Annotated in this window: 15 protein-coding genes and 1 pseudogene; 6 read left to right on the top strand and 10 right to left on the bottom strand. The window is 71.8% G+C overall.

The annotated features are described in order from the left end of the window. Positions 1-175: 175 nt before the first annotated feature. Complete coding sequence (locus Ahu01nite_RS18910; RefSeq protein WP_203837881.1) at positions 176-1,228, bottom strand: S8 family serine peptidase; 1,053 nt, start codon at positions 1,226-1,228, stop codon at positions 176-178. A gap of 56 nt (positions 1,229-1,284) precedes the next feature. Next, on the bottom strand, positions 1,285-4,404 hold the full coding sequence (locus tag Ahu01nite_RS18905; protein WP_203837880.1) for a bifunctional cytochrome P450/NADPH--P450 reductase: 3,120 nt from the start codon (positions 4,402-4,404) through the stop codon (positions 1,285-1,287). 202 nt (positions 4,405-4,606) lie between these two features. On the opposite strand from Ahu01nite_RS18905, the gene Ahu01nite_RS18900 reads away from it, so the two are divergent. The 6 genes from Ahu01nite_RS18900 to Ahu01nite_RS18875 are packed head-to-tail and all read left to right on the top strand — an operon-like array spanning position 4,607 to position 9,141. After that, complete coding sequence (locus Ahu01nite_RS18900) at positions 4,607-4,909, top strand: urease subunit gamma (protein ID WP_203837879.1); 303 nt, start codon at positions 4,607-4,609, stop codon at positions 4,907-4,909. Next, on the top strand, positions 4,906-5,313 hold the full coding sequence (locus Ahu01nite_RS18895) for an urease subunit beta (RefSeq protein ID WP_239158956.1): 408 nt from the start codon (positions 4,906-4,908) through the stop codon (positions 5,311-5,313). The genes Ahu01nite_RS18900 and Ahu01nite_RS18895 overlap by 4 nt, the downstream gene beginning before the upstream one ends. After that, complete coding sequence (locus tag Ahu01nite_RS18890) at positions 5,310-7,028, top strand: urease subunit alpha (protein WP_203837878.1); 1,719 nt, start codon at positions 5,310-5,312, stop codon at positions 7,026-7,028. Before Ahu01nite_RS18895 ends, Ahu01nite_RS18890 begins: the two co-directional genes overlap by 4 nt. After that, complete coding sequence (locus tag Ahu01nite_RS18885) at positions 7,028-7,672, top strand: urease accessory protein UreF (protein ID WP_203837877.1); 645 nt, start codon at positions 7,028-7,030, stop codon at positions 7,670-7,672. Before Ahu01nite_RS18890 ends, Ahu01nite_RS18885 begins: the two co-directional genes overlap by 1 nt. Continuing rightward, positions 7,662-8,378 carry an urease accessory protein UreG gene (ureG, locus tag Ahu01nite_RS18880; RefSeq protein ID WP_203837876.1) on the top strand — a complete coding sequence of 239 codons (717 nt, stop codon included), beginning with the start codon at positions 7,662-7,664 and terminating at the stop codon, positions 8,376-8,378. Before Ahu01nite_RS18885 ends, ureG begins: the two co-directional genes overlap by 11 nt. Positions 8,379-8,382: 4 nt before the next feature. Then, the gene (locus Ahu01nite_RS18875) at positions 8,383-9,141 is read left to right on the top strand and encodes an urease accessory protein UreD (protein WP_203837875.1); all 759 of its coding nucleotides are present in this window, start codon (positions 8,383-8,385) and stop codon (positions 9,139-9,141) included. A 68-nt stretch (positions 9,142-9,209) separates the two neighbouring features. Here Ahu01nite_RS18875 and Ahu01nite_RS18870 read toward each other — a convergent pair whose 3' ends face one another. From Ahu01nite_RS18870 to Ahu01nite_RS18840, 8 genes and pseudogenes are all read right to left on the bottom strand, one after another. Then, on the bottom strand, positions 9,210-10,112 hold the full coding sequence (locus tag Ahu01nite_RS18870) for a sigma-70 family RNA polymerase sigma factor (protein ID WP_203837874.1): 903 nt from the start codon (positions 10,110-10,112) through the stop codon (positions 9,210-9,212). A 215-nt stretch (positions 10,113-10,327) separates the two neighbouring features. After that, entirely contained in the window at positions 10,328-10,585 is a 258-nt protein-coding gene (locus Ahu01nite_RS18865) for a hypothetical protein (RefSeq protein ID WP_203837873.1), read from the bottom strand. Between the two features lie 306 nt (positions 10,586-10,891). Then, on the bottom strand, positions 10,892-12,130 hold the full coding sequence (locus Ahu01nite_RS50450; protein WP_239158961.1) for a cellulose binding domain-containing protein: 1,239 nt from the start codon (positions 12,128-12,130) through the stop codon (positions 10,892-10,894). Positions 12,131-12,319: 189 nt separating this feature from the next. Continuing rightward, positions 12,320-13,225, bottom strand: a pseudogene (locus Ahu01nite_RS50445) (serine/threonine-protein kinase); the annotation flags it as partial. 484 nt (positions 13,226-13,709) lie between these two features. Then, a complete protein-coding gene (cphA, locus tag Ahu01nite_RS18855) occupies positions 13,710-16,445 on the bottom strand; it encodes a cyanophycin synthetase (protein ID WP_203837872.1) in 2,736 nt (911 codons plus the stop codon). Further along, complete coding sequence (locus Ahu01nite_RS18850; protein ID WP_203837871.1) at positions 16,442-17,257, bottom strand: cyanophycinase; 816 nt, start codon at positions 17,255-17,257, stop codon at positions 16,442-16,444. Before Ahu01nite_RS18850 ends, cphA begins: the two co-directional genes overlap by 4 nt. Positions 17,258-17,333: 76 nt before the next feature. Then, complete coding sequence (locus Ahu01nite_RS18845; RefSeq protein WP_203837870.1) at positions 17,334-18,911, bottom strand: MFS transporter; 1,578 nt, start codon at positions 18,909-18,911, stop codon at positions 17,334-17,336. Positions 18,912-18,922: 11 nt separating this feature from the next. Further along, a complete protein-coding gene (locus Ahu01nite_RS18840; protein WP_203837869.1) occupies positions 18,923-19,408 on the bottom strand; it encodes a winged helix-turn-helix transcriptional regulator in 486 nt (161 codons plus the stop codon). Between the last annotated feature and the right edge of the window lie 25 nt (positions 19,409-19,433).

The following is a 19,433-nucleotide window of genomic DNA, read 5'->3' as shown; positions in this document are numbered from 1 at the left end:
CACTGTGCGCGTCGCTCCGCCTACGAAACTCGCCCGAGCGACGGCTGATACGGCGGCGGCCGCGGAGGCTACATGCGATGGCGGCGAAGGCTAGATGCGACCGCGACGGCGGGTGCGGAGGACGAAGAAGAGGGTGAGGCCGGCGGCGAGCAGGATCAGCACCAGGACAGCGGCGCTAGCGACCATCACCGGCATGAGATAGGCGGGCCGCATAGAGACCCGGGGTGGGTGGGCCGGGGTTGCCGAGGGGGTTGTCGGTGAGGACGGCGCCGGTGGTGCCGACTGCCAGGACGGCGTTGACCAGGCCGTAGCCGTTGGTGAAGTCGGGGCCGGGGTCGCCGAGGTCCGTGGTGTTGCGGACGACGCGGTCGATGACGGTCGGGGCGTTCAGGGAGGGGTCCTTGGCGCGCACGAGGGCGACCACGCCGGCGACGAGGGCCGCGGCGATCCGGTCGGAGCCGAGAAGGAGTTGCTTGCCGTAGCCACCGGTCGCCGTCGGGTCGAGGGTGAGGACCTGGCTGGCCGGGGGGCTCCAGACCGGGTCGCCGGCGGGGGCTCGTACCGTCACGCCTGCTTCGGGGGTGATGCCGTCCGGGAGTTTGCCGGTCTTATCCAGGCCGCCGGCGAGGATGACACCGGCTCGGTCGGCGGCGGGGATCTGGGTGCCGTCCTTCAAGGACATCACGACCACGACGTTGTGGGCCAGGGCGTAGCGGAAGCCGTCGAAGGTGCGGAAGTCGGTGCCGATGGCCAGCATCGAGGTGCTGCCCAGGTCGATGACGTCGACGCCCGAGTCGACCATCCAGTGCATGCAGAAGTCGAGGTCCTTGGGCAGGCTGGAGCACATGACCGGCTGCACCTTCGCCTCCGGTGCGACGCCGAGCAGGCCCGTGCCGCCGCGGGCGACGAGCAGGCCGATCTCGCCGGTGGATACCGGATCCTGCACCGGCCAGTCCGCGGCGACCGGGATCATGGACTTGTGGGACGCGATCTTCAGGCGCATCAGCGGGAGGACCTGCCCGGCGAGGTCGGGATGCTCGGCCGGCACGCCGTTGGTCAGTACCCCGATCGTGACGCCGGCACCGCGGCTGAGCTGCTGGGCGGCGGGGACGTTCAGGGCGTCGAGGTACCACTGCTGGTCGCGGGGACCGGCGAGGGCGGGCGACGCCGGCAGCACGGTCGCGAGGACCAGGGCTGCCAGCGCCGCGGGCAGGGAGCGGGAGAACATGGCGATCAATATCGCAGTTCCGGCGCTCCCCCACTGCCCCGTTCGAACGAGATGGCTCAGGCGAAGACGTCCTGCTGGTAGCGGCCGGCCGCTTCCAGAGCCAGGAACCACTCCGCGGCCTGGGCGGGAGTGCTGCCGGTCTTGCGGGTGTACAGATCGGACAGTTCTGCTCGTACGGCCGGAGCCATGCGCGCGCCGTCGCCGCAGACATAGACGTGGGCGCCCTGGTCGAGCAGCTCCCAGACCTCGTCGCCCGCCGCCGCCAGTGCGTGCTGGACATAGCGATGCGGATGGTCCTCCTGCGCCGAGAACGCCAGGTGGAGGTCGACCACTCCGGACGCTTCCCAGGCCAGCAGCTCGTCGCGGTAGAGGAAGTCGTGGTCGGGGTGGCGGCAGCCGTAGAACAGTTTCGCGCGGCCGCGCGCGGGCTCGGCCGCGCGGTCCTGCAGGAAACCGCGAAGGGGGGCGACGCCGGTGCCGGGACCGACCAGGATCATCGGGGTACGCGGGTCAGCCGGCGGACGGAACGGCGGCGCGGGGACGCGTACGTGGCCGAAGAAGGTGTCCCCGGGTGTGAGGCGCGCCAGGTATTGCGAGCACATGCCGCGGTAACGGCCCTGTCCTGCCAGCGCGGGCCCGTCGACCAGTCCGACGGTCAGCGTCGCCAGTGACGGGTCGGCCGCCGGGGACGACGAGATCGAGTAGAAGCGGGGCCGGATCGTGCCGGTCAGCGACAGGAACACGCCGAACGGCAGCTCGATGGCGGGGAAACGTTCGAGCAGGCCGAGCACGGAGACGCGCTTCTCGAGGAGCTCCTCCGGGGTCAGGGCGGCAAGCTGGCCGGTGGTCCACGGGCAGCCCGTGTGCGCGGTGAGGACGGCGAGCTGGCTGCGTGTCGCGGGCTCCTGGAGCTCGACGAACTCGGTGAGCAGCAGCTCGGCGGTCACCGGGACGCCGATCGGCAGCGACGACGGGCGGTTGCCGTCCTGGGCGAGGCGCAGCACCCGGTCGCGGGGCACGCGCAGCACGCCGAGCGCCCACGCCACGAGCTCCGGGTGGTTCTTGGCGTACACCGCGAGGTGGTCGCCGGCTTCATAGGTGACGCCGCCGGGCAGCCGTACGGTGACGGCTTTGACGCCGGGGCGAGCGACCCCGGCAGGCAGGGTGAAGGGCCGGGTGAGTTCGTCGATCGAGACGATCGTGATCGGGTACGCCTGCGCGGAAACAACAGCGGGGCGCACCTGATCCTCGCCGAGCACCTCGACTGAATACCGCGAGGTCACCGGGGCTGCGTCGGAGGTCGCGCCGAACGATGCGGCCAGCGCGGACCACAGCCCGTCGAGCCACGCGGTGGCCATGCCGTCGAAGTCACCGGCCGCGTCGGTCTCGCCGCGGGCCACGATGGGGGTCGCACCGGCGGCGGCGAGCGCGGCGTCGACCCGGCTCGGGAACGCCTGGTAGGTGGTCCACTGGGTGTTGCCGTTGCCGAGGACGGCGTACCGGACGCCGGTCAGCGTGCCCGCCGGGATGTCGAGCTCGTCGAAGCGCTGGGCGTTGTCCGGGGCCTTGCCGTTGTAACTGGACGTGACGACGGCGAGCAGGCCTTCCGTGGGGAGATCGTCGGCGAGGTCGTCGAGGGTCTGCACGGTGACGTCGAAACCGGAGCGCCGGGCGCGGTCGGCGAGTTGCTGGGCCAGGTCCTCGGAGGTGCCGAGGTTGGAGCCGTACGCGACGTGCAGCCGTACCCCCGAGGCCTCGACCTCGACCGACTCGGCAGCCGGCGCGTCATCGGTGGCGGCGACCGACAGCCGCTCGTGCTCCTGGCGTGGCCGCACCCGCAGGGTGAGGTTGTCGGGCTTGATCGTGAGGGTCTGCTTGATCGCGAGCTGGTGACCGTGCGGGTCGGAGATCGCGAACCGCCGCAGGATCATCGCCAGCGCGAGCCGGGCCTCGGTGAGTGCGAACTGGCGCCCGATACAGGCCCGCTCGCCGTTGCCGAACGGCTTGTACGCGTGCGGGTGCCGCGCCGCCTTGCGCTCGGGCAGCCACCGGTCGATGTCGAACTCGCCGGGGTTCTCCCAGGCGCCGGGGTGGACGTGCAGCGGCTTCAGCAGCACGGCGACCTTCTGGCCGGCGTCGAGGTGGTACTTGCCGGCGAGCACGGTGTCGTGGTTGGCCATCAGCCCGATCGCGGTGATCGGCGAGTGCAGCCGCAGCGCCTCGTCGAGGATCCGCGGGATCACGTCGAGCTTCATCACGGTCTCGTAGGTGGGCACGGTGTCGCCGGGCAGGATCCGGTCGACCTCGGCGTACGCCTGGGCGAGCACGTGCGGGTTGCGCATCAGCAGGTGCAGCGCGAAGGAGAGGGTGCCGCTGGTGGTCTCGTGGCCGGCGATGAGGAACGTGAGCACCTGGTTGCGGATGTTCTCGTCGGTGAGCCGTACGCCGCTGACCGGGTCGGCCGCCTCCAGCATGAGCCCGAGCAGGTCCTGGGCCTTCTCCCCCGACGCGCGCCGGGAGCGGATGACCTCGTCGACCAGGTCGTGCATCCGGGCGATGTCAGCCCTGTACGCCGCGTCCGCCTTGCGCTTGAGCCCGGTGATCGCGGGCAGCTGCCGGGTGCGGTGCATCGCCTCGGTCAGCGCACGCCCCATGGACTGCAGGAACGGGTGGAGCTCCGGCTGCTCGAAGGAGTGGAACGCATGCCCGAACCCGGTCAGCGCGATCGTGTCGAGCGTGAGCCGGGTCATGTCCTCGGTCACATCGACGTCGCTTCTTGTTTCCCAGTGCGCGATCAGGTCCTGGGCGACCTCGAGCATCTGCGGGAAGTAGGCCTTCATGGACCGCTGGCTGAACGCGGGCAGCAGGATCCGGTGCGCCTGGCCCCAGCTCTCCTCGCCGTCGTGCGCGGTGAACAGCCCGTCGCCGGCGAAGTCGCGCACGTGGGCGAGCGGCGGGTCGATCGGCTTGTGGAACCGGCTCTCGTCGCTGACCTCGGCGACCAGGTCGGGGTCGTAGACCATCACGACGTGCCGGCCGGCGAGGTTGAGCTTGAAGATGCCCTCGGGGTGGGCGGCGGCCAGATCAGCGAAGAACTGGTGCCCGCCGGTGACGGGGACCTGCAGCGCGTTGCCGACGACGGGCAGCCCGCGAGGGGCGGGAATCGGAGCTGTCACGGGAGCAAACGTACATAGCCCGGCATCGATTCTGACCCCTCGGGGAGTTCCGGGGCACCACATTCGCCCGGTTGCTCACGGACGGCGTTTCCGGCCCGTGCGGAGCGCGTACCCGTGAAATGATCAAAATGTACTGCTGACGCTGGGTAACACGTCGGAAACGTGGAGCTGCAAGCATCGCTCGCGATCAGGGGAGGTTGGTTTGTTCCTCAGCCAGCATGAGCAGGAACGGCTGCTCATCCATGTCGCGGCGGACGTCGCCCGGAAGCGGCGGGACCGGGGCCTGCGCCTCAACTATCCCGAGGCGGTCGCGATCATCAGCGCCTACCTGCTCGAAGGTGCCCGCGACGGGCGCACGGTCGTCGAGCTGATGGACGCCGGGCGGCGCGTGCTCACCCGCGCCGACGTCATGGACGGCGTGCCGGAGATGCTGGTCGAGGTGCAGATCGAGGCGACGTTCCCCGACGGCACCAAGCTGGTCACCGTACACGGGCCGATCTCATGACCGGCTCCGTTCCGGGTGAGATGACCGGTTTCGTTCCGGGTGAGGTCATCCTCGGCGAGGGCGACATCGAGATCAATGCCGGACGGCCCGTGCTCGATCTGACCGTACGCAACACGGGTGACCGCCCGGTGCAGGTCGGCTCGCACTACCACTTCGCCGAGTCCAACGCGGCCCTCGACTTCGACCGTGACGCCGCGTGGGGCCACCGCCTCGCCGTCCCCGCCGGCACGTCGGTGCGTTTCGAACCCGGCATGCCCCGCGACGTGACGCTCGTGCCGTTCACCGGCAACCGCGTCGTGCCCGGTCTGCGTGGCCTGGCCGGCGGACCACTCGACCCGGTTGCGCCCCCGAAAGAGGACAGCGGCGTCGTCGAGGAACTGCCCGAGAACGGGAGCACCCGGTGAGCACATTGGACCGCGGCCGGTACGCCGCCCTCTACGGACCCACCGCCGGTGACCGGATCCGGCTCGCCGACACCAACCTGCTGATCGAGATCGAAGAGGACCGCAGCGCCGGCCCGACCCCCGGCGACGAGGTCGTGTTCGGCGGCGGCAAGGTCATCCGCGAGTCGATGGGACAGTCCCGCGCGACCCGCGCCGAGGGCACCCCGGACACCGTCATCACCGGCGCCACGATCCTCGACCACTGGGGTGTCATCAAGGCCGACGTCGGCATCCGCGACGGGCGCATCGTCGCCCTCGGCAAGGCCGGCAACCCGGACACCATGGACGGGGTCACCCCCGGCCTGGTCATCGGTGGCGGCACCGAGATCATCGCCGGCAACGGCAAGATCCTCACCGCGGGCGCGATCGACAGCCACGTGCACCTGATCAGCCCGACCATCCTGGACACCGCGCTGGCCAGCGGCATCACCACGATCATCGGCGGCGGCACCGGCCCGGCCGAGGGCACCAAGGCCACCACGGTCACGCCGAACGCCTGGCACCTGGCCCGGATGCTCGAGTCGCTCGACCACTGGCCGATCAACGTGCTGCTGCTCGGCAAGGGCAACACGATGAGCGAAGAGTCGATGTGGGAACAGCTGCGCGGCGGGGCCGGCGGTTTCAAGCTGCACGAGGACTGGGGCACGACGCCCGCGGTCATCGACGCCGCGCTGCGGGTCGCGGAGACCTCCGGCGTGCAGGTCGCCATCCACACCGACACGCTGAACGAGGCGGGCTTCGTCGAGGAGACGATCGCGGCGATCGCCGGGCGGTCGATCCACGCGTACCACACGGAGGGCGCCGGCGGCGGGCACGCACCGGACATCATCACCGTCGCGTCACTGCCGAACGTGCTGCCGTCGTCGACGAATCCGACCCGGCCGTACACCCGCAACACCCTCAGCGAGCACCTCGACATGCTGATGGTCTGCCACCACCTGAACTCCGCGGTGCCCGAGGACCTCGCGTTCGCCGAGAGCCGCATCCGGCCGTCCACGATGGCGGCCGAGGACCTGCTGCACGACCTCGGCGCGATCTCGATGATCGGCTCCGACTCGCAGGCCATGGGTCGCGTCGGCGAGGTCATCATGCGCACCTGGCAGACCGCCCACGTGATGAAGGCCCGGCGGGGCGCGCTGCCCGGTGACGGTCCGGCTGACAACCTCAGAGCCCGCAGGTACGTCGCCAAGTACACGATCAACCCGGCCATCGCGCACGGCATGTCCGGGCAGATCGGCTCGGTCGAACCCGGCAAGCTCGCGGACCTGGTGCTCTGGGACCCGGTGTTCTTCGGCGTACGCCCGGCGCTGGTGATCAAGGGCGGCATGATCGCGTCCGCGCAGATGGGTGACGCGAACGCCTCCATCCCGACGCCCCAGCCGATGCTGCCGCGCCCGATGTTCGGCGCGTACGGCGTGGTCCCCGCGGCGACCTCCCTGGCGTTCGTAGCCCCGGCCGCGATCGACGCGCTGCTCGGCGACCGGATCGGGGTCAAGCGCGCCCTCGTCCCCGTGGAGAACACGCGCGGCGTCGGCAAGGCGGACATGCCGCTCAACGACGCGACCCCGCGCATCGAGGTCGAGCCGGACAGCTTCATCGTCCGCATCGACGGCGAGGTCGTCGAGCCCGACCCGGTGACCGAGCTGCCCATGGCCCAGCGCTACCACCTGTTCTGATGTCCCTGGCCACCCTCCTCGTCCTCGGTGACGGGCGCCTGCCGTCCGGCGGGCACGCGCACTCCGGGGGCCTGGAGGCGCAGGTCGCCGCCGGTCGCGTCCACGACGTGACATCGGTCGGCGAGTTCCTGCTCGGCCGGCTCGTCACGTCCGGGCTGGTCGCCGCCGTCTTCGCAGCCTGTTCCTGCGCCCAGCCTGCGGCTTTCAGAGAGCTCGACGCGGGGATGGACGCCCGCACGCCGTCGCCCGCGCTGCGGAAGGCCTCGCGAGCACAGGGACGGGCACTGCTGCGGGCCGGGCGCGCGATGTGGCCGGTGGCGACCATCGGCCGCGACCCGCACCACCCGGTCGCGCTCGGCGCGCTCGCGAACGCCGCCGGCCTGGGACCGCTGGAAGCCGCGGTGGCGGCCGCCCACGGCACGGTGACCGGCCCGGCCAGCGCCGCGGTCCGGCTGCTCGGCCTGGACCCCTACGAGGTACACGCGCTCATCGCGCGCCTCGCCCCCGAATGCGACCGGATCGCGGCCGACGCCGCGTCCCGGATCGGCGACCCGGTCGACGACCTGCCGGCCGCGGGAGCACCCCTGCTCGACATCGGCGCCGAGCTCCACGCCACCTGGGAGGTGCGTCTCTTTGCATCCTGAACACTCTTCCGACGGTCACGCGCACGACCCCGAGGAAGTTCCGCACACCCATCCCGACTCGGACGTCGACCCGCACGCGCCGCTCGGCACCGGGCCGCGCGCGCTGCGCATCGGCATCGGCGGCCCGGTCGGTTCCGGCAAGACCGCGCTGGTCGCGGCGCTGTGCCGCTCGCTCGGCGAGGAGCTGCGGCTCGCCGTCGTGACCAACGACATCTACACCACCGAGGACGCCGACTTCCTGCTGCGCAACGGCGTCCTGCCGGCCGACCGCATCCGAGCGGTCGAGACCGGCTGCTGCCCGCACACCGCGATCCGCGACGACATCTCGGCGAACCTCGACGCGGTCGAGGATCTCGAGGAGGCGCTCGGCCCGCTGGACCTCGTGCTGGTCGAGAGCGGCGGCGACAACCTGACCGCGACGTTCAGCAAGGGCCTGATCGACAAGCAGATCTTCGTCGTGGACGTGGCCGGCGGCGACAAGGTGCCCCGCAAGGGCGGCCCCGGCGTCACCACCGCCGACCTGCTCGTCATCAACAAGACCGACCTCGCCCCGATGGTCGGCGCGGACCTGTCGGTGATGGACCGCGACGCCCGTGCGCGCCGCGGCGAGCTGCCCACGGTGTTCCAGTCGCTGACCGAGGACCGCAACGCCACGGCGGTCGCGGACTGGATCCGCGCGCTCGTGGCCGACCGCGTTCCCGCATAAACACGTGAAGGCAAGCGCGCACATCGTTGCGGAATCGGACGGCCGGGGCGGAACCCGGCCGTCCGTGCTGCGTGGGGAGTCCCCGCTGCTGCTGCGCCGCACCGGCCGGCGCGGCGGGGGCGACCTCACTGTGCACCTGGTCGGGGGTGCGGCCGGTCCGCTGCGCGGTGACGACCTGCGGCTCGACATCGAGGTGGGACCGGGGGCGCGGCTGACCGTGCGCAGTGTGGCCGCCCAGCTCGCCCTCCCCGGCCGCCTCGAACTGCCGGCATCACGGCTCGCTGTGCGCGCCACGGTCGCAGCGGGCGGCACGCTGCTCTGGGCACCGGAACCGCTGATCGCCGCGGCCGGCTGCCACCATCTCGCGGCCACCGAGGTGACCGTCGAGCGGGGCGGCACCCTGATCTGGCGCGACGACATCGTCTGCGGCCGACACGCGGAGACGTCCGGCACGGTCAAGACCGAGGTCCTGATCCGGTACGCCGGCAGAGCCCTCTACCGCCACGAGCTCGCAATCGGCCCGTCAGCCCCGGGCTGGTCCGGCCCCGCGGTGCTCGGCGGCGGCCGCGCGGCCGGCACGGTCGTACTCGCCGGACCCTCGTTGCCGCGGGCCGCACTGCTCGGTGGCGACGCCGTCCTGATGCCGCTGGCCGGCCCGGGAATGCTGGCGAGCGCGGTCGGCCCGGACATCCGCGCGGTGGCAGCGGCCCTGGACCCGCTCTGCGTACTCCCCGGCCGTACTGTGGAAAAACTGGCTGCCTGACAGCAGGAAGGGCAGGCCCGGAGTCCGGACCTGCCCACGCTGTTTCCCTTCCCCAGGAAACAGTGCCCTTACGCCGCGAATGCGATCGGCACGCCGTGCTCGTCGGTCAGTGCCAGCCGGGTCCGCAGGTTGCCCTGCTCCGCGACCCGGGCGAAATACTCGTTGCGGCGGCGATGCTGACAACCCTTACGCGTACGCGGCCCGCCCGCCGCCACCGTCAGCAACTCCGGCGCCAGGGAGCTGTTCAGCCCCTCGCGCAGCAGCCGCAACGCCTCGGTCCGCAGTTGCGAGATCCGTGACTCGGTGACACCCAGTTCGGCGGCCACCTCGCTGAGCGGCTGCTCCTGCAGGAACGACTGGGTGACCACCAGCCGCAGCCGCTCGGGCAGCGCCTGGATGGCCTGATGCAGATAGCCGAGCCGCTCCCGTTTGATCAACAGGTCCTCGGGCCCCTCGGAGAGCTCGGGCACCATCTCCTCGGCCGCGCCGGTCGGGAAGCCCTGCAAACTGAGCAGGGCCGCCTTCTGCACGTCGTCCTCGACCGACGCGAGCTCGGCGACGCCGATGCCGAGCATCTCGGCTACTTCGGCCTCACTCGGCGTCCGGCCCAGGGCTGCGGTCAGCTCCTGGCGCGCCTGCGCGGTCTTGCGAGCCCGTGCGCGCACGGATCTGCTCGCCCAGTCCTGACCGCGCAACTCGTCGAGCAACGCACCACGGATCCGCACCGCCGCGAACCGGTGGAAGGGAATCCCCCGGCTCACGTCGAAATTGCGTGCGGCACCGAGGAGCGCTGCGAATCCCGCCGACGACAGGTCGTCGGAGTGGACATGGCCTGGTACGCGGTTGAGCAGTTCCCGGACCAGGTGGCCCACCATCGGCATGTGTTCGCGGACGAGGTCCTCGATGTCGCGCGCGGACGGCGCATCGTGGTGAATGCCGATGGGGGCGGGGAGTTCGGTCGTGGCAGTCACGGAGTCCTCCTCGCTCGCTGCGGCCGGCGAATGAACCGGCCGCTGAGGAAGACATTTGCGGCCGCCGGGTGCAGGGGCGACCGAACTCGGTTGCTTTTACGGAGTTTTTTGCGAAAAAGACTCAGTTACGATTCTGCCCGCCCTGACCTGCGGAAACAGGCCCCAAACCGGGCTGCGAGGGCGTAGAACGTGCGAGCCCGCTCCGCTGATCCGGCTCAGCTGGCATAGTGCGGGCGGCGCTGGGCCGCCGCGGCGCTGCGCAGCTCGGTGCGGACCCAGTTCATCCGGCGGACCGCGACCTCCGGATGGTGCCCGAACTCCTCGGCGACGGAGGCGGCACAGCCGTCACTCCCGTGCCGCAGGATCATCGCGGTCACGGTCTCCTCGACCGTCTCGCTGCTGGGACACTCGGACGGCTGCAGGTCGGAGACGAACAACGCCTCCGCGGCCAGCTCCTGCACAGTGCTGATCATGTGAAACTCCCCGATGTGCGACCACTTGCTCTGGTTCCAGCTAACGCTCGCGGCGGTGCGGACCGGAACCGCTCAGGTTGCAGACCGGTATCAACATCATGCGCACGGGCATCAGCTGGGCCCGCAGGCCACGCCGGGACGGTTCGCACCGTTTTCGGCGGGCATCTCGTCAGGCGGCCACTCGGGGTCGGCTCGGGCAGCGCGTCCGCACTGGGATAGACAAGACCCGCGGGAACACTTCCGACTGTAACGCGCGGACAGGACGACCGGCCGCAAGTCCGATCGGCCGTCCTACCTGGTGATCGCTCAGCCGGTCGCGCCGGGCGTGTCCGAGTCGGCGTCGTCGGAGTCCGCGTTGTCGGTGTCGGTGTTGACGGCCGACGGAGGCGCCACGCTCGGGCTTCCCTCACCGCCTGTTGTCACCGGCTGGGAGGGCGGGACGGAAGGCGCCGGCGGGGAGGGAGCCAGCGTGCCCTGGTCGCCGTCCCCGTCACCGTCGCCGCCGTTCGAGCCGTCGGGGTCGGTGCCGCCCCCGTTGTCGGTGTCGGTCGGCGCCGACGACGTGCTCGTCGTGGTGGGCACCGGGTCCTGGCCGCCGCCGGGCGACGTCGGGACCGGGACCGGCACCACGACGCCGCTCGGGTCGATGGAGATGCCCGGGATCGGGGTCTGCGGCGACGGCACCGGGCCGAGCCGGGTGGTGCCGTTGCTCAGATGCTCGACCGGCCGCGACGGCTCCCCCGGCTTCGGTGACACATAGGTGTCGCACGGCTTGCCGTCCAGCTCGAACACCATCGGCGCGGCGTTGCTGAGCTTGTAGCGGCCGCTGACCTCCATGGTCGTGTTGGCCTGCGGGTTCAGCGCCGTCCTGGAGCTCACCGTCACCGCGCGGGCCTGCTGGTCGAGCTGGAGTCTGCCGCCGCCGGAGACCACCTGGTCGCCCGGCATGAGGAACCACAGCTTCCAGTTGTCGATCGCCTTCACGTCGCGGTTGGCGATTGTCACCGCCGCCTTGAAGCGGCCGCCGTCGTCCGACCAGACCGCGTAGCTGACCACGCACTTGCTGGTGACCGCGGCCGGCGCCGGGGCGACCGCTCCCGTCACGATGCCCTTCGAACCGTCGTCGGAGACCGCCGTGAACGCCCAGGCGAGGATGCCGACGCCGGCGACCGCACCGGCGACCGCGAGGAGCCGCCGACGCTGTGCCAGGGCACCGAACCTGCCCGGGGTCGCGGCGGATGCCGGCCTGCCGGGCGACGCGAGCAGCGGCGCCGGGGCCGGCCCCAGCGTCGTCGGGGCGCTCTCGGCGCGAGGCGACGGGATGCCACTGAACGCGGGGCGCAGCGCGGGGCTGGGCTCGTCGTCGATCTCCGGGGCCGGGGCGAACCGCGAGCGACCCTGATCGAAACCGGCCGGTGCGACAGGACCGGCGGCAGCGGGCGCGACGTGGGAAGGCGGCACCGGGCCGAAGCGGCTGTTGCGGGCCGCGCGAGGCGCCGGTGCGATCGGCGGCGCGCTGGTCGGGGCGGCGTTGTTGCTGCCCATCGCCGCCTCGACCTCGGCGACCGACACGGGCTGTGCGGCGCCGGGAGCCGGGGAGATCGGAGCGTCGTCCTCCATGGCGGCCACGGGCGCGGGTGGCACCGACGCGACGCCACGGCCGGGCGCGGCGTCGGCGAGCCGCGAATATCCGGGGCGGCCCTGCCTGACTCCCTCGGTGTACTGGTGGGCCGAGGGCAGGATCGTGGTGTCCTCGCCGTTGTCCGTCCAATCCGGGACGAACGCGCGCGCGGCCGGCACTCCCGCCGACACCGTGCCCAGGACGTGGGCGAGCTCGGCGCTGGAGGGCCGCTCGGAGGGGCTCTTCTGCAGGCAGCGGGCGATCAGGGTGGCTACCGAGCCCGGCAGCCCCTCGACCGGCGGCAACGGCTCGGGCTCGGTGTACTGGTGGGCGCGCAGCAGGGCCGTGGTGGTGCCGACGTCCCAGGGGAGCTGGCCGATCAGCGTGCGGTAGACGAGCAGGCCGACGGCGTACACATCGGTGGCCGGGCTGACCTGGCCGCCCTCGAGGCGTTCCGGGGCCAGATAGGCCGGGGTGCCGAGCAGGCTGCCGTCGGGGTCGATGTCGTTCTCGCCGATCAGGGCCGAGATGCCGAAGTCGACGACCTTGGCGCCGGACGGGGTGAGCATGACGTTCGCCGGGGTCACGTCGCGGTGCACGATGCCCCGGGAGTGTGCGGCGGCCAGCGCCGCGGAGACCTCGGCGGCGATGCGGACGGCGGCCGGCCAGGGCAGGCGCCGCGACCGGGCCAGGACGGCGGCGAGCGATTCGCCGTCGACCAGCTCCATGACGACGTACGGCACCGGCTCACCGTCGACGGTGGTCGCCTCGCCGTAGTCGTACACATTGGTGATGTGCGGATGGCTCAGCCGGGCAGCGGCCTGGGCCTCCGCGCGCAGCCGGCGCCGGAACGAGGGGTCGGCGCTCGTCGACGGGGGCAGCACCTTGACCGCCACCTGCCGCCCGAGGACCTCGTCGAAGCCTCGCCACACCACTGACATCCCGCCGGCGCCGAGCCGCTCGACCAACCGGTATCGGTTGGCCAGCAGGCTCGAGCCGGGCAGGTCCGTCGTGCTCATGTGCCCCCACATGCGCGATCGGATGAAACATCGGGATCACACCGCCATGCGTCCTGATGCCGGGGCGTCCCTCGGTCCGCCGTTGGACCGAGCATTCCCCTTCGACGACGGGGATGTTAGCCGACGTTCGGTCACTGTCACGACTCCCTGCGTGCAGGATGACCTGCAGATGGTCACCGTCCGTTTCCTGCCGTGCGCCACCCGTGCGGGTCGGCGCGTCCGGGTAAAGTGCCTGGTCAGAGCTGTATAGACAGACCCGATAAACAGGTATGCCCGCTTCGTCGGTACTTGCGGGTTTCACCCGCCCGATGGGGCATCTACATGGGAATCTGCACGTGCAGCGACGCGTGCGTCACCCTCCAGTGAGAACTGAGCGATCTTCACGTACGCGCGTACTGTTGCTTGCCGCAGGGTTATGACCTGCGGGACCCCACCCGATCAGGTGAATTGAGCACGCCGATCATGCTTTGTTGCTCATCGTGACTCACCGATGGGGTAATTCACCCGTAAGGGAACGCTCGCGGCGTACCGGCGCGGGGTGCAACCCGGGCAGAACCACCGGAGCCGCATCAACTGGGACCGCTCCCAGGGACTCCAGATGGTGGAGCATCGGCGTAAGGCTCTCGTAGAGCACGAGCACGACGTCACCCGGCGATGCCATCGCCATCGCCTCCCCGACGGCCGCCCGGTAACCGGCGGCGCGCACCGACCGCAGCCCCGGCCGGCGGGCCCGCATCTCCCGTTCCACGAGCGCGCTCACCTCGCCCGGCTCGCGACCGCGCAGATCCTCGTCGTCGTAGAGGACCGCCCGGGTCACGCCGTCGGCGACGACCTGGGCGCTGGCGGCGAGCAGATCGTCGCGCCGGTCACCGGGCAGCGTCACCAGGGCCGTACACCGGTCCGGGCCGTAGAGGCGGTGCAGCGTACGCAGCACCGCCGCCAGCGCCGCCGGATTGTGCGCATAGTCGACGAAGAGCGTGACCCCGGCGAGCCGCAGCACCGTGCCGCGCCCGGGGTTGTGCACCCGCGGCTCGAACTCGGCCAGCCGCTCGGCGATCACGCCGGCCGGGGCACCCAGCGCGCGGGCCGCCGCGATCGCCGCGAGGGCGTTGACAGCCGCGTACGGCGCCGCGCCCCCGAACGCCCCGGGCACCTCGGCGACCCGCAACAGTTGCGTACGCCGTGCTCCCGTCGCCTGCACGAGCCAGCCGTCCTGCAGCACGTACGCCGTACCACCCCCGGCCAGGTGCGCCGCGACCACCGGCTGCTGCGCGTCGGTGCCGAACCAGACCAGTCGTTTCCGGTCAGCGCGTACCCGGGGGCTCTCGGCCAGGCTGCGCACCCACGGGTCGTCCGCGTTGAGCACGAGCGTGCCGCCGTCCCGGACCCGCTCGGCGACCAGGGCCTTGACGTGCGCGATGTCCTCGATGGAGCTCATGCCGTCCTGGCCGAGGTGGTCGACGGTGATGTTGGTGAGCACGCCGACATCCGTCCGGTCGTAGCCGAGGCCACGGCGCAGCAGCCCGCCCCGCGCGGTCTCCAGCACCGCCGCCTGCACCGCCGGGTCGCCGAGCACCATCTGCGCCGAGCGGGGGCCGGTCGCGTCGCCGCGGAACACCGTGCGCCCGTCGATGCTGACGCCGTCGGTGGTGGTCAGGCCGACCCGCAGCCCGTCGCCGGCCAGCATGAACGCCGCCATCCGGGCCACCGAGGTCTTCCCGTTGGTGCCGGTGACGCTCATCGTGGGGATGCGCCCGTCGGAGCCACCGGGGAACATCGCGCGGACGATCGCGTCGCCGACGTCTCGCGCGCGCCCGCGTACGGGGGAAAGATGCATGCGCAGACCGGGCACCGCGTTGACCTCGATGACCCCGGCGGTGATCTCGTCCGGGTCGCCGGGCGGCGCGACCGGCGCGGCGATGTCCGGCAGCCGCAGGTCGATGCCGGCGATGTCCAGGCCGACCACGGCGGCGACCCGCAGGCAGATCCGCGCGACGTCGGGGTGCACCCGGTCGGTCACGTCGTGGCCGGTTCCGCCGGTCGACAGGTTGGCGTTGTCCCGCAGCCAGGCCTTCTCCCCGGCGCCGGGGACGCTGCCCAGTTCGAGGCCCTGGCCGCGCAGGACCTTGCCCGCGGTGTCGTCGAGCGTGATCCGGGTCAGCATCCGCGAGTGCCCGGTACCGCGGCGCGGGTCGGCGTTGGTCGCCGCCACGAGCTGCTCGATCGTGCTCTCGCCGTCGCCGACCACGTGCGCGGGGATGCGCTCGGCGGCCGCCACGACCTCGCCCGCCACCACGAGTACGCGGTAGTCGCAGCCGGGAAGCTGCCGTTCGACCACCACGTCGCAGCCCGCGGCCGTGAAGGCGAGGGCGAGCTCGTCACCCGTACGCACATTCAGCGCGACGTTCTCGCCCTGCCGCCCGTGCCGGGGCTTGACCACAACGGCCCCGCCCAACTCGGTCATCAGCCGCACGGCGTCCTCGACCCGCGACGCCGCACCACCGGGCGCGACCGGGATGCCCGCGTCGGCCAGCAACCGCCGGGTGACCTGCTTGTCCCCGGCCACGTCGATCCCGACGCCACTGGTCCGGTCGGTCATCGCCGCCCAGGCGAGCCGGCGTCGGGTGCCCCAGCCCAGCCGCAGCAGGCTGAGGTCGTCGTAGCGCTCGACGGGGATGCCCCGGCGCCGGGCCGCGGCGATGATCGAGCGGGTGCTGGGCCCGGTGTCCGACCGCTCCGCCAGCTCGCTGAGCACGGCGAGGCGCTGCTCCAGCTCGGGGCCGGTGACCGTGCCGCCACCCGCGACGGTCGTGACCAGGTCGATCGCGGCGTCGAGCAGCTGCGCGGGCAGCTCCGACTCGGGCGACTCGTCGACCGGGCACTCGATGATCAGGTCGTAGACGCCCGGCTCCGGGCCCGACACCGTACGCCCGAAGCTGACATCCCGCCCGATCCGCTGCGACAGCTCGAGGGTCACGTGCTCGGTGACATGCCCGAAGTAGGTACCGCCGCGCATCCGGCTGACGAAGCCGCCCGGCGCCCCCGCCGCACAATGGTGCTCGGTGAGCCCGGGCAGGGCCCGCAGCAACCGCTCGGCGAACCCGGTGATGTCGCTGGTCTCCACCCCGGTCAGTTCGTCGAGCCGGAGGCGTACCACCATCGCCGGGCGGGACAGGTGGACGTTCGGGCCGCGCAGCCGGCGCAGGCTAAGGATCTTCATGAAGCTGGTCCCCGTTCTCCGGCGACCCCTGCCAGTGCGGGGCGACGTCCGGACATCTCAAAAGTGCTGCCGGCGGTCAGTACGTGGATCCGCGCACCGGCCAGCCCGATCGGGCCGTCGGCGGGGATCGTGATGTCGGCCGCGGAGCCGGCGTCGACGACGGTGACCGTGCCGGAGCCGAGCACCTGGAACCGGTCGTCCTCGGCCAGGATCGCGGTGTCCTCGTCGATGCCCAGGCCCAGCTCGTGCGGGTAGAGCGCGACGGCACTGAGCAGCCGGTTGAGCCGCCCCCGCTCGGCGAAGTGCATGTCGATGAGGACCCCGGGCAGGAATTCCAGGCCCGGGCCCGTGCGTACGCTGGCCCGCCCGATGCCGGGCGCGGCGCCACCGAGGATCATCGTGCCGGACATCATCGCGGCGCCCGCGCTGGTGCCGCCGAGGACGATCGTTCCGGTGCGCACGAGCGTCTGCAGGGCCGAGTCGGTCAGCGTCCCGCCGAGCACGCTGGTGATCCGCTGCTGGTCCCCGCCGGTGAAGAAGACCCCCGTCGCCGGTGCGAGGGCGTGCACGACGGCGGGGTCGTTTGCCTGGGCCCGGGTGGCGATGCGCAGGCCCCGGGCCCGGCGTGCGCCGAAGCGGGTGAACAGGGTCGCGTACTCGGCTTCGAGCACGGCCGGTTCGCCGCTCGCGGTGGCGATCACCACGATGTCGGCGTCCGCTCCCCCGGCCAGCTCGACGAAGCGCCGCAGGATGGACGTACCGCCCGGACTGTGCCGCTCAGCTCCACCGATGACGAGCAAGCGGGCGGACACGGTTACCTCCTGGCAAGTACCGCAGTGGACTGCGGTTCACCTTTGAGGTTAAACGGAACAATTACGAAACATCGGGCTAATCGGGGGAGTCGGCGGGCAGCAGGTGCGTGACGTCCGGCGGCCCCTGCGCCAGCGCGACCGCCTTGGCCTCGGCATCCTCGTCGGCCTCGGTCATCCGCTCGTCGTGCTGGCGCAGGTGCTCCTCCCACGTCGGCACCTGATAGACCTCGACGAAGATCTCTTTCTCCTCGCCGTCACGGAACAGCCCCCAGCGCGACGCCCCGGTCCGCCGCCGGGACCGCTGCACCGCCTGCATGGCGCCCACGAACGCGTCCCGGTTCTCCTTCGCGACCCGGTAGCGGTTGGTGACCAGGACCGGCCCCTCGTCCAGGTGCGGCTCGAGCATCAGGTGCGGCTCGGGCCAGAAGTTCACCGGACCGCCCTTGTCCTCGGCGTGGGCGTGCAGCGGCATCCACGGCACGGTCGCCGTCCCGAGCAGCATCAGCGCCGCCGCCAGCAGGTACGCCGCTGTCAGGTCCGAGTGCTGGGTCACCTGCCCCCACGCGAACGCGCCGAGCGCCTGGGCACCCGCGAAGACGACCTGGTAGACGGCGAACCCGCGGGCCCGCACCCAGCTCGGCAGGAAGAGCTGCAGGCTGGCGTTCATCCGCGACACCTGCACCATCCAGGCGAGGCCCGCGGCGACCAGCACGGGGATCACCGCGAGCGGATGCGGGACGAGCGCTACGACGCTGAGCGCCGCGGCGTACACCAGGCCGGAAATGATCAGAAGCCGGTTGGGCGGGACCTTCTCCCGGATCCGGGGCATGAGCAGCGCCCCGAGAATCGCGCCGATCCCGAGCGCGGCGAGCAGCACGCCGTAGCCCCGCGAGCCCATGTGCAGCTGCTGGTCGGCGACCAGCGGCACGAGCCCCCAGACGACGCTGCCCGGCAGCACGAAGAGCACGACCCGCAGCAGGATCCGGCTCACCACCGGCGAGTAGCGCACGTAGCGGCCCCCGGCCCGCAGCGCCGGCCCGAACCGCTCGGCCTGCCCGCCACCACCCTGTTTCGGGCGCCGCCAGCGCAGCAACGCGACCGCGAAGACGGCGAAGGACAGGGCATTGAGACCGAAGACGACGGGTACGCCGGCATGCGCGACCAGCAGCCCGGCGACCGCGGGCCCCGCGGACCGGGCGAGGTTGGTGTTGACCGCCCCGAGCGCGGACGCCGACGCCAGCTCGGTGCGCGGCACCACCTCGGGGATCACCGCCTGCCAGGCCGGCAGCGTCAGCGCCTGCCCGACCCCGAGCAGAAACGTGAAGACCAGCAGCAGCGGCGGGGGCATCAGGTCCGCCGCGGTCAGCAGGGTCAGCGTCGTGGCCACCGCGAAGAGGGCGACCTGCACCCCGAGCAGCAGCCGGCGCCGGTCGAACGTGTCGGCGAGCGTGCCCGACGGCAGCGCCAGCAGCAGCACCGGCAGCATGGTCGCGGTCTGCACCAGGCTCACCCAGGTCGCGGCGTCCGGCTCGGCGACCAGCCGCCACGACGCCCCGACGGTCTGCATCCAGGTGCCGACGTTGCTGGCGAGCACGCCGATCCAGAGCCCGCGGAAAATCTTGTCGTGCAGAGGGGCCCAGGCCGTGGTGGTCACGGCCGGAAAGCCTATCGCCGCTGAGCGCCTGGTCCGGGCCTGGGCACGATCTCACGGTACGCCGTGACGGCGTGCCCGCTCCCGCAGTGCAGCTCGCCGTGGATCTCGGCACCGCAGTCCCGGTGCACCATGGTCAGCGGCGGCCCCTCGGGCTCGGCCAGATACCGGTCACCCCACTCCTTCACCGAGACCAGCACCGGGTAGAGATCCAGCCCCTTCGCGGTGAGCCGGTACTCGTGCCGGACCCGCGCCCCCGGCTCCTGGTACGGCTCGCGGCGTAGCACCCCGCACGCCACCAGGGAGTGGAGCCGGTTGGTGAGGACCTGCCGGGGGATGTCGGTGCGCTCCCGCATGTCGGCGAAGCGCCGGATCCCGTTGAACACCTCCCGCAGCACCTCCAGGGTCCACTTCTCCCCCAGGATCTCCATCGCGCGGCCGATCGTGCAGGTATCGACGGACCAGTCCAGTGCCTCGGGGCGTGCTGTGGTCTGGGTCATACCCTCCAGCCTAGGTCTCGTTGAC

Source organism: Winogradskya humida (assembly GCF_016862215.1).
Lineage (GTDB): Bacteria > Actinomycetota > Actinomycetes > Mycobacteriales > Micromonosporaceae > Actinoplanes > Actinoplanes humidus.
Note: the sequence above shows the minus strand (reverse complement) of the source record. Positions and strands in the feature narration are given on the sequence as shown.

Excerpts from the sequence above, each read along its gene's own strand:
- Ahu01nite_RS18910 (WP_203837881.1), bottom strand. The coding sequence starts at position 1,228 with ATGTTCTCCCGCTCCCTGCCCGCGGCGCTGGCAGCCCTGGTCCTCGCG.
- Ahu01nite_RS18895 (WP_239158956.1), top strand. The coding sequence starts at position 4,906 with ATGACCGGCTCCGTTCCGGGTGAGATGACCGGTTTCGTTCCGGGTGAG.
- Ahu01nite_RS18885 (WP_203837877.1), top strand. The coding sequence starts at position 7,028 with ATGTCCCTGGCCACCCTCCTCGTCCTCGGTGACGGGCGCCTGCCGTCC.
- Ahu01nite_RS18865 (WP_203837873.1), bottom strand. The coding sequence starts at position 10,585 with ATGATCAGCACTGTGCAGGAGCTGGCCGCGGAGGCGTTGTTCGTCTCC.
- Ahu01nite_RS50450 (WP_239158961.1), bottom strand. The coding sequence starts at position 12,130 with ATGGGCAGCAACAACGCCGCCCCGACCAGCGCGCCGCCGATCGCACCG.
- cphA (WP_203837872.1), bottom strand. The coding sequence starts at position 16,445 with ATGAAGATCCTTAGCCTGCGCCGGCTGCGCGGCCCGAACGTCCACCTG.
- Ahu01nite_RS18840 (WP_203837869.1), bottom strand. The coding sequence starts at position 19,408 with ATGACCCAGACCACAGCACGCCCCGAGGCACTGGACTGGTCCGTCGAT.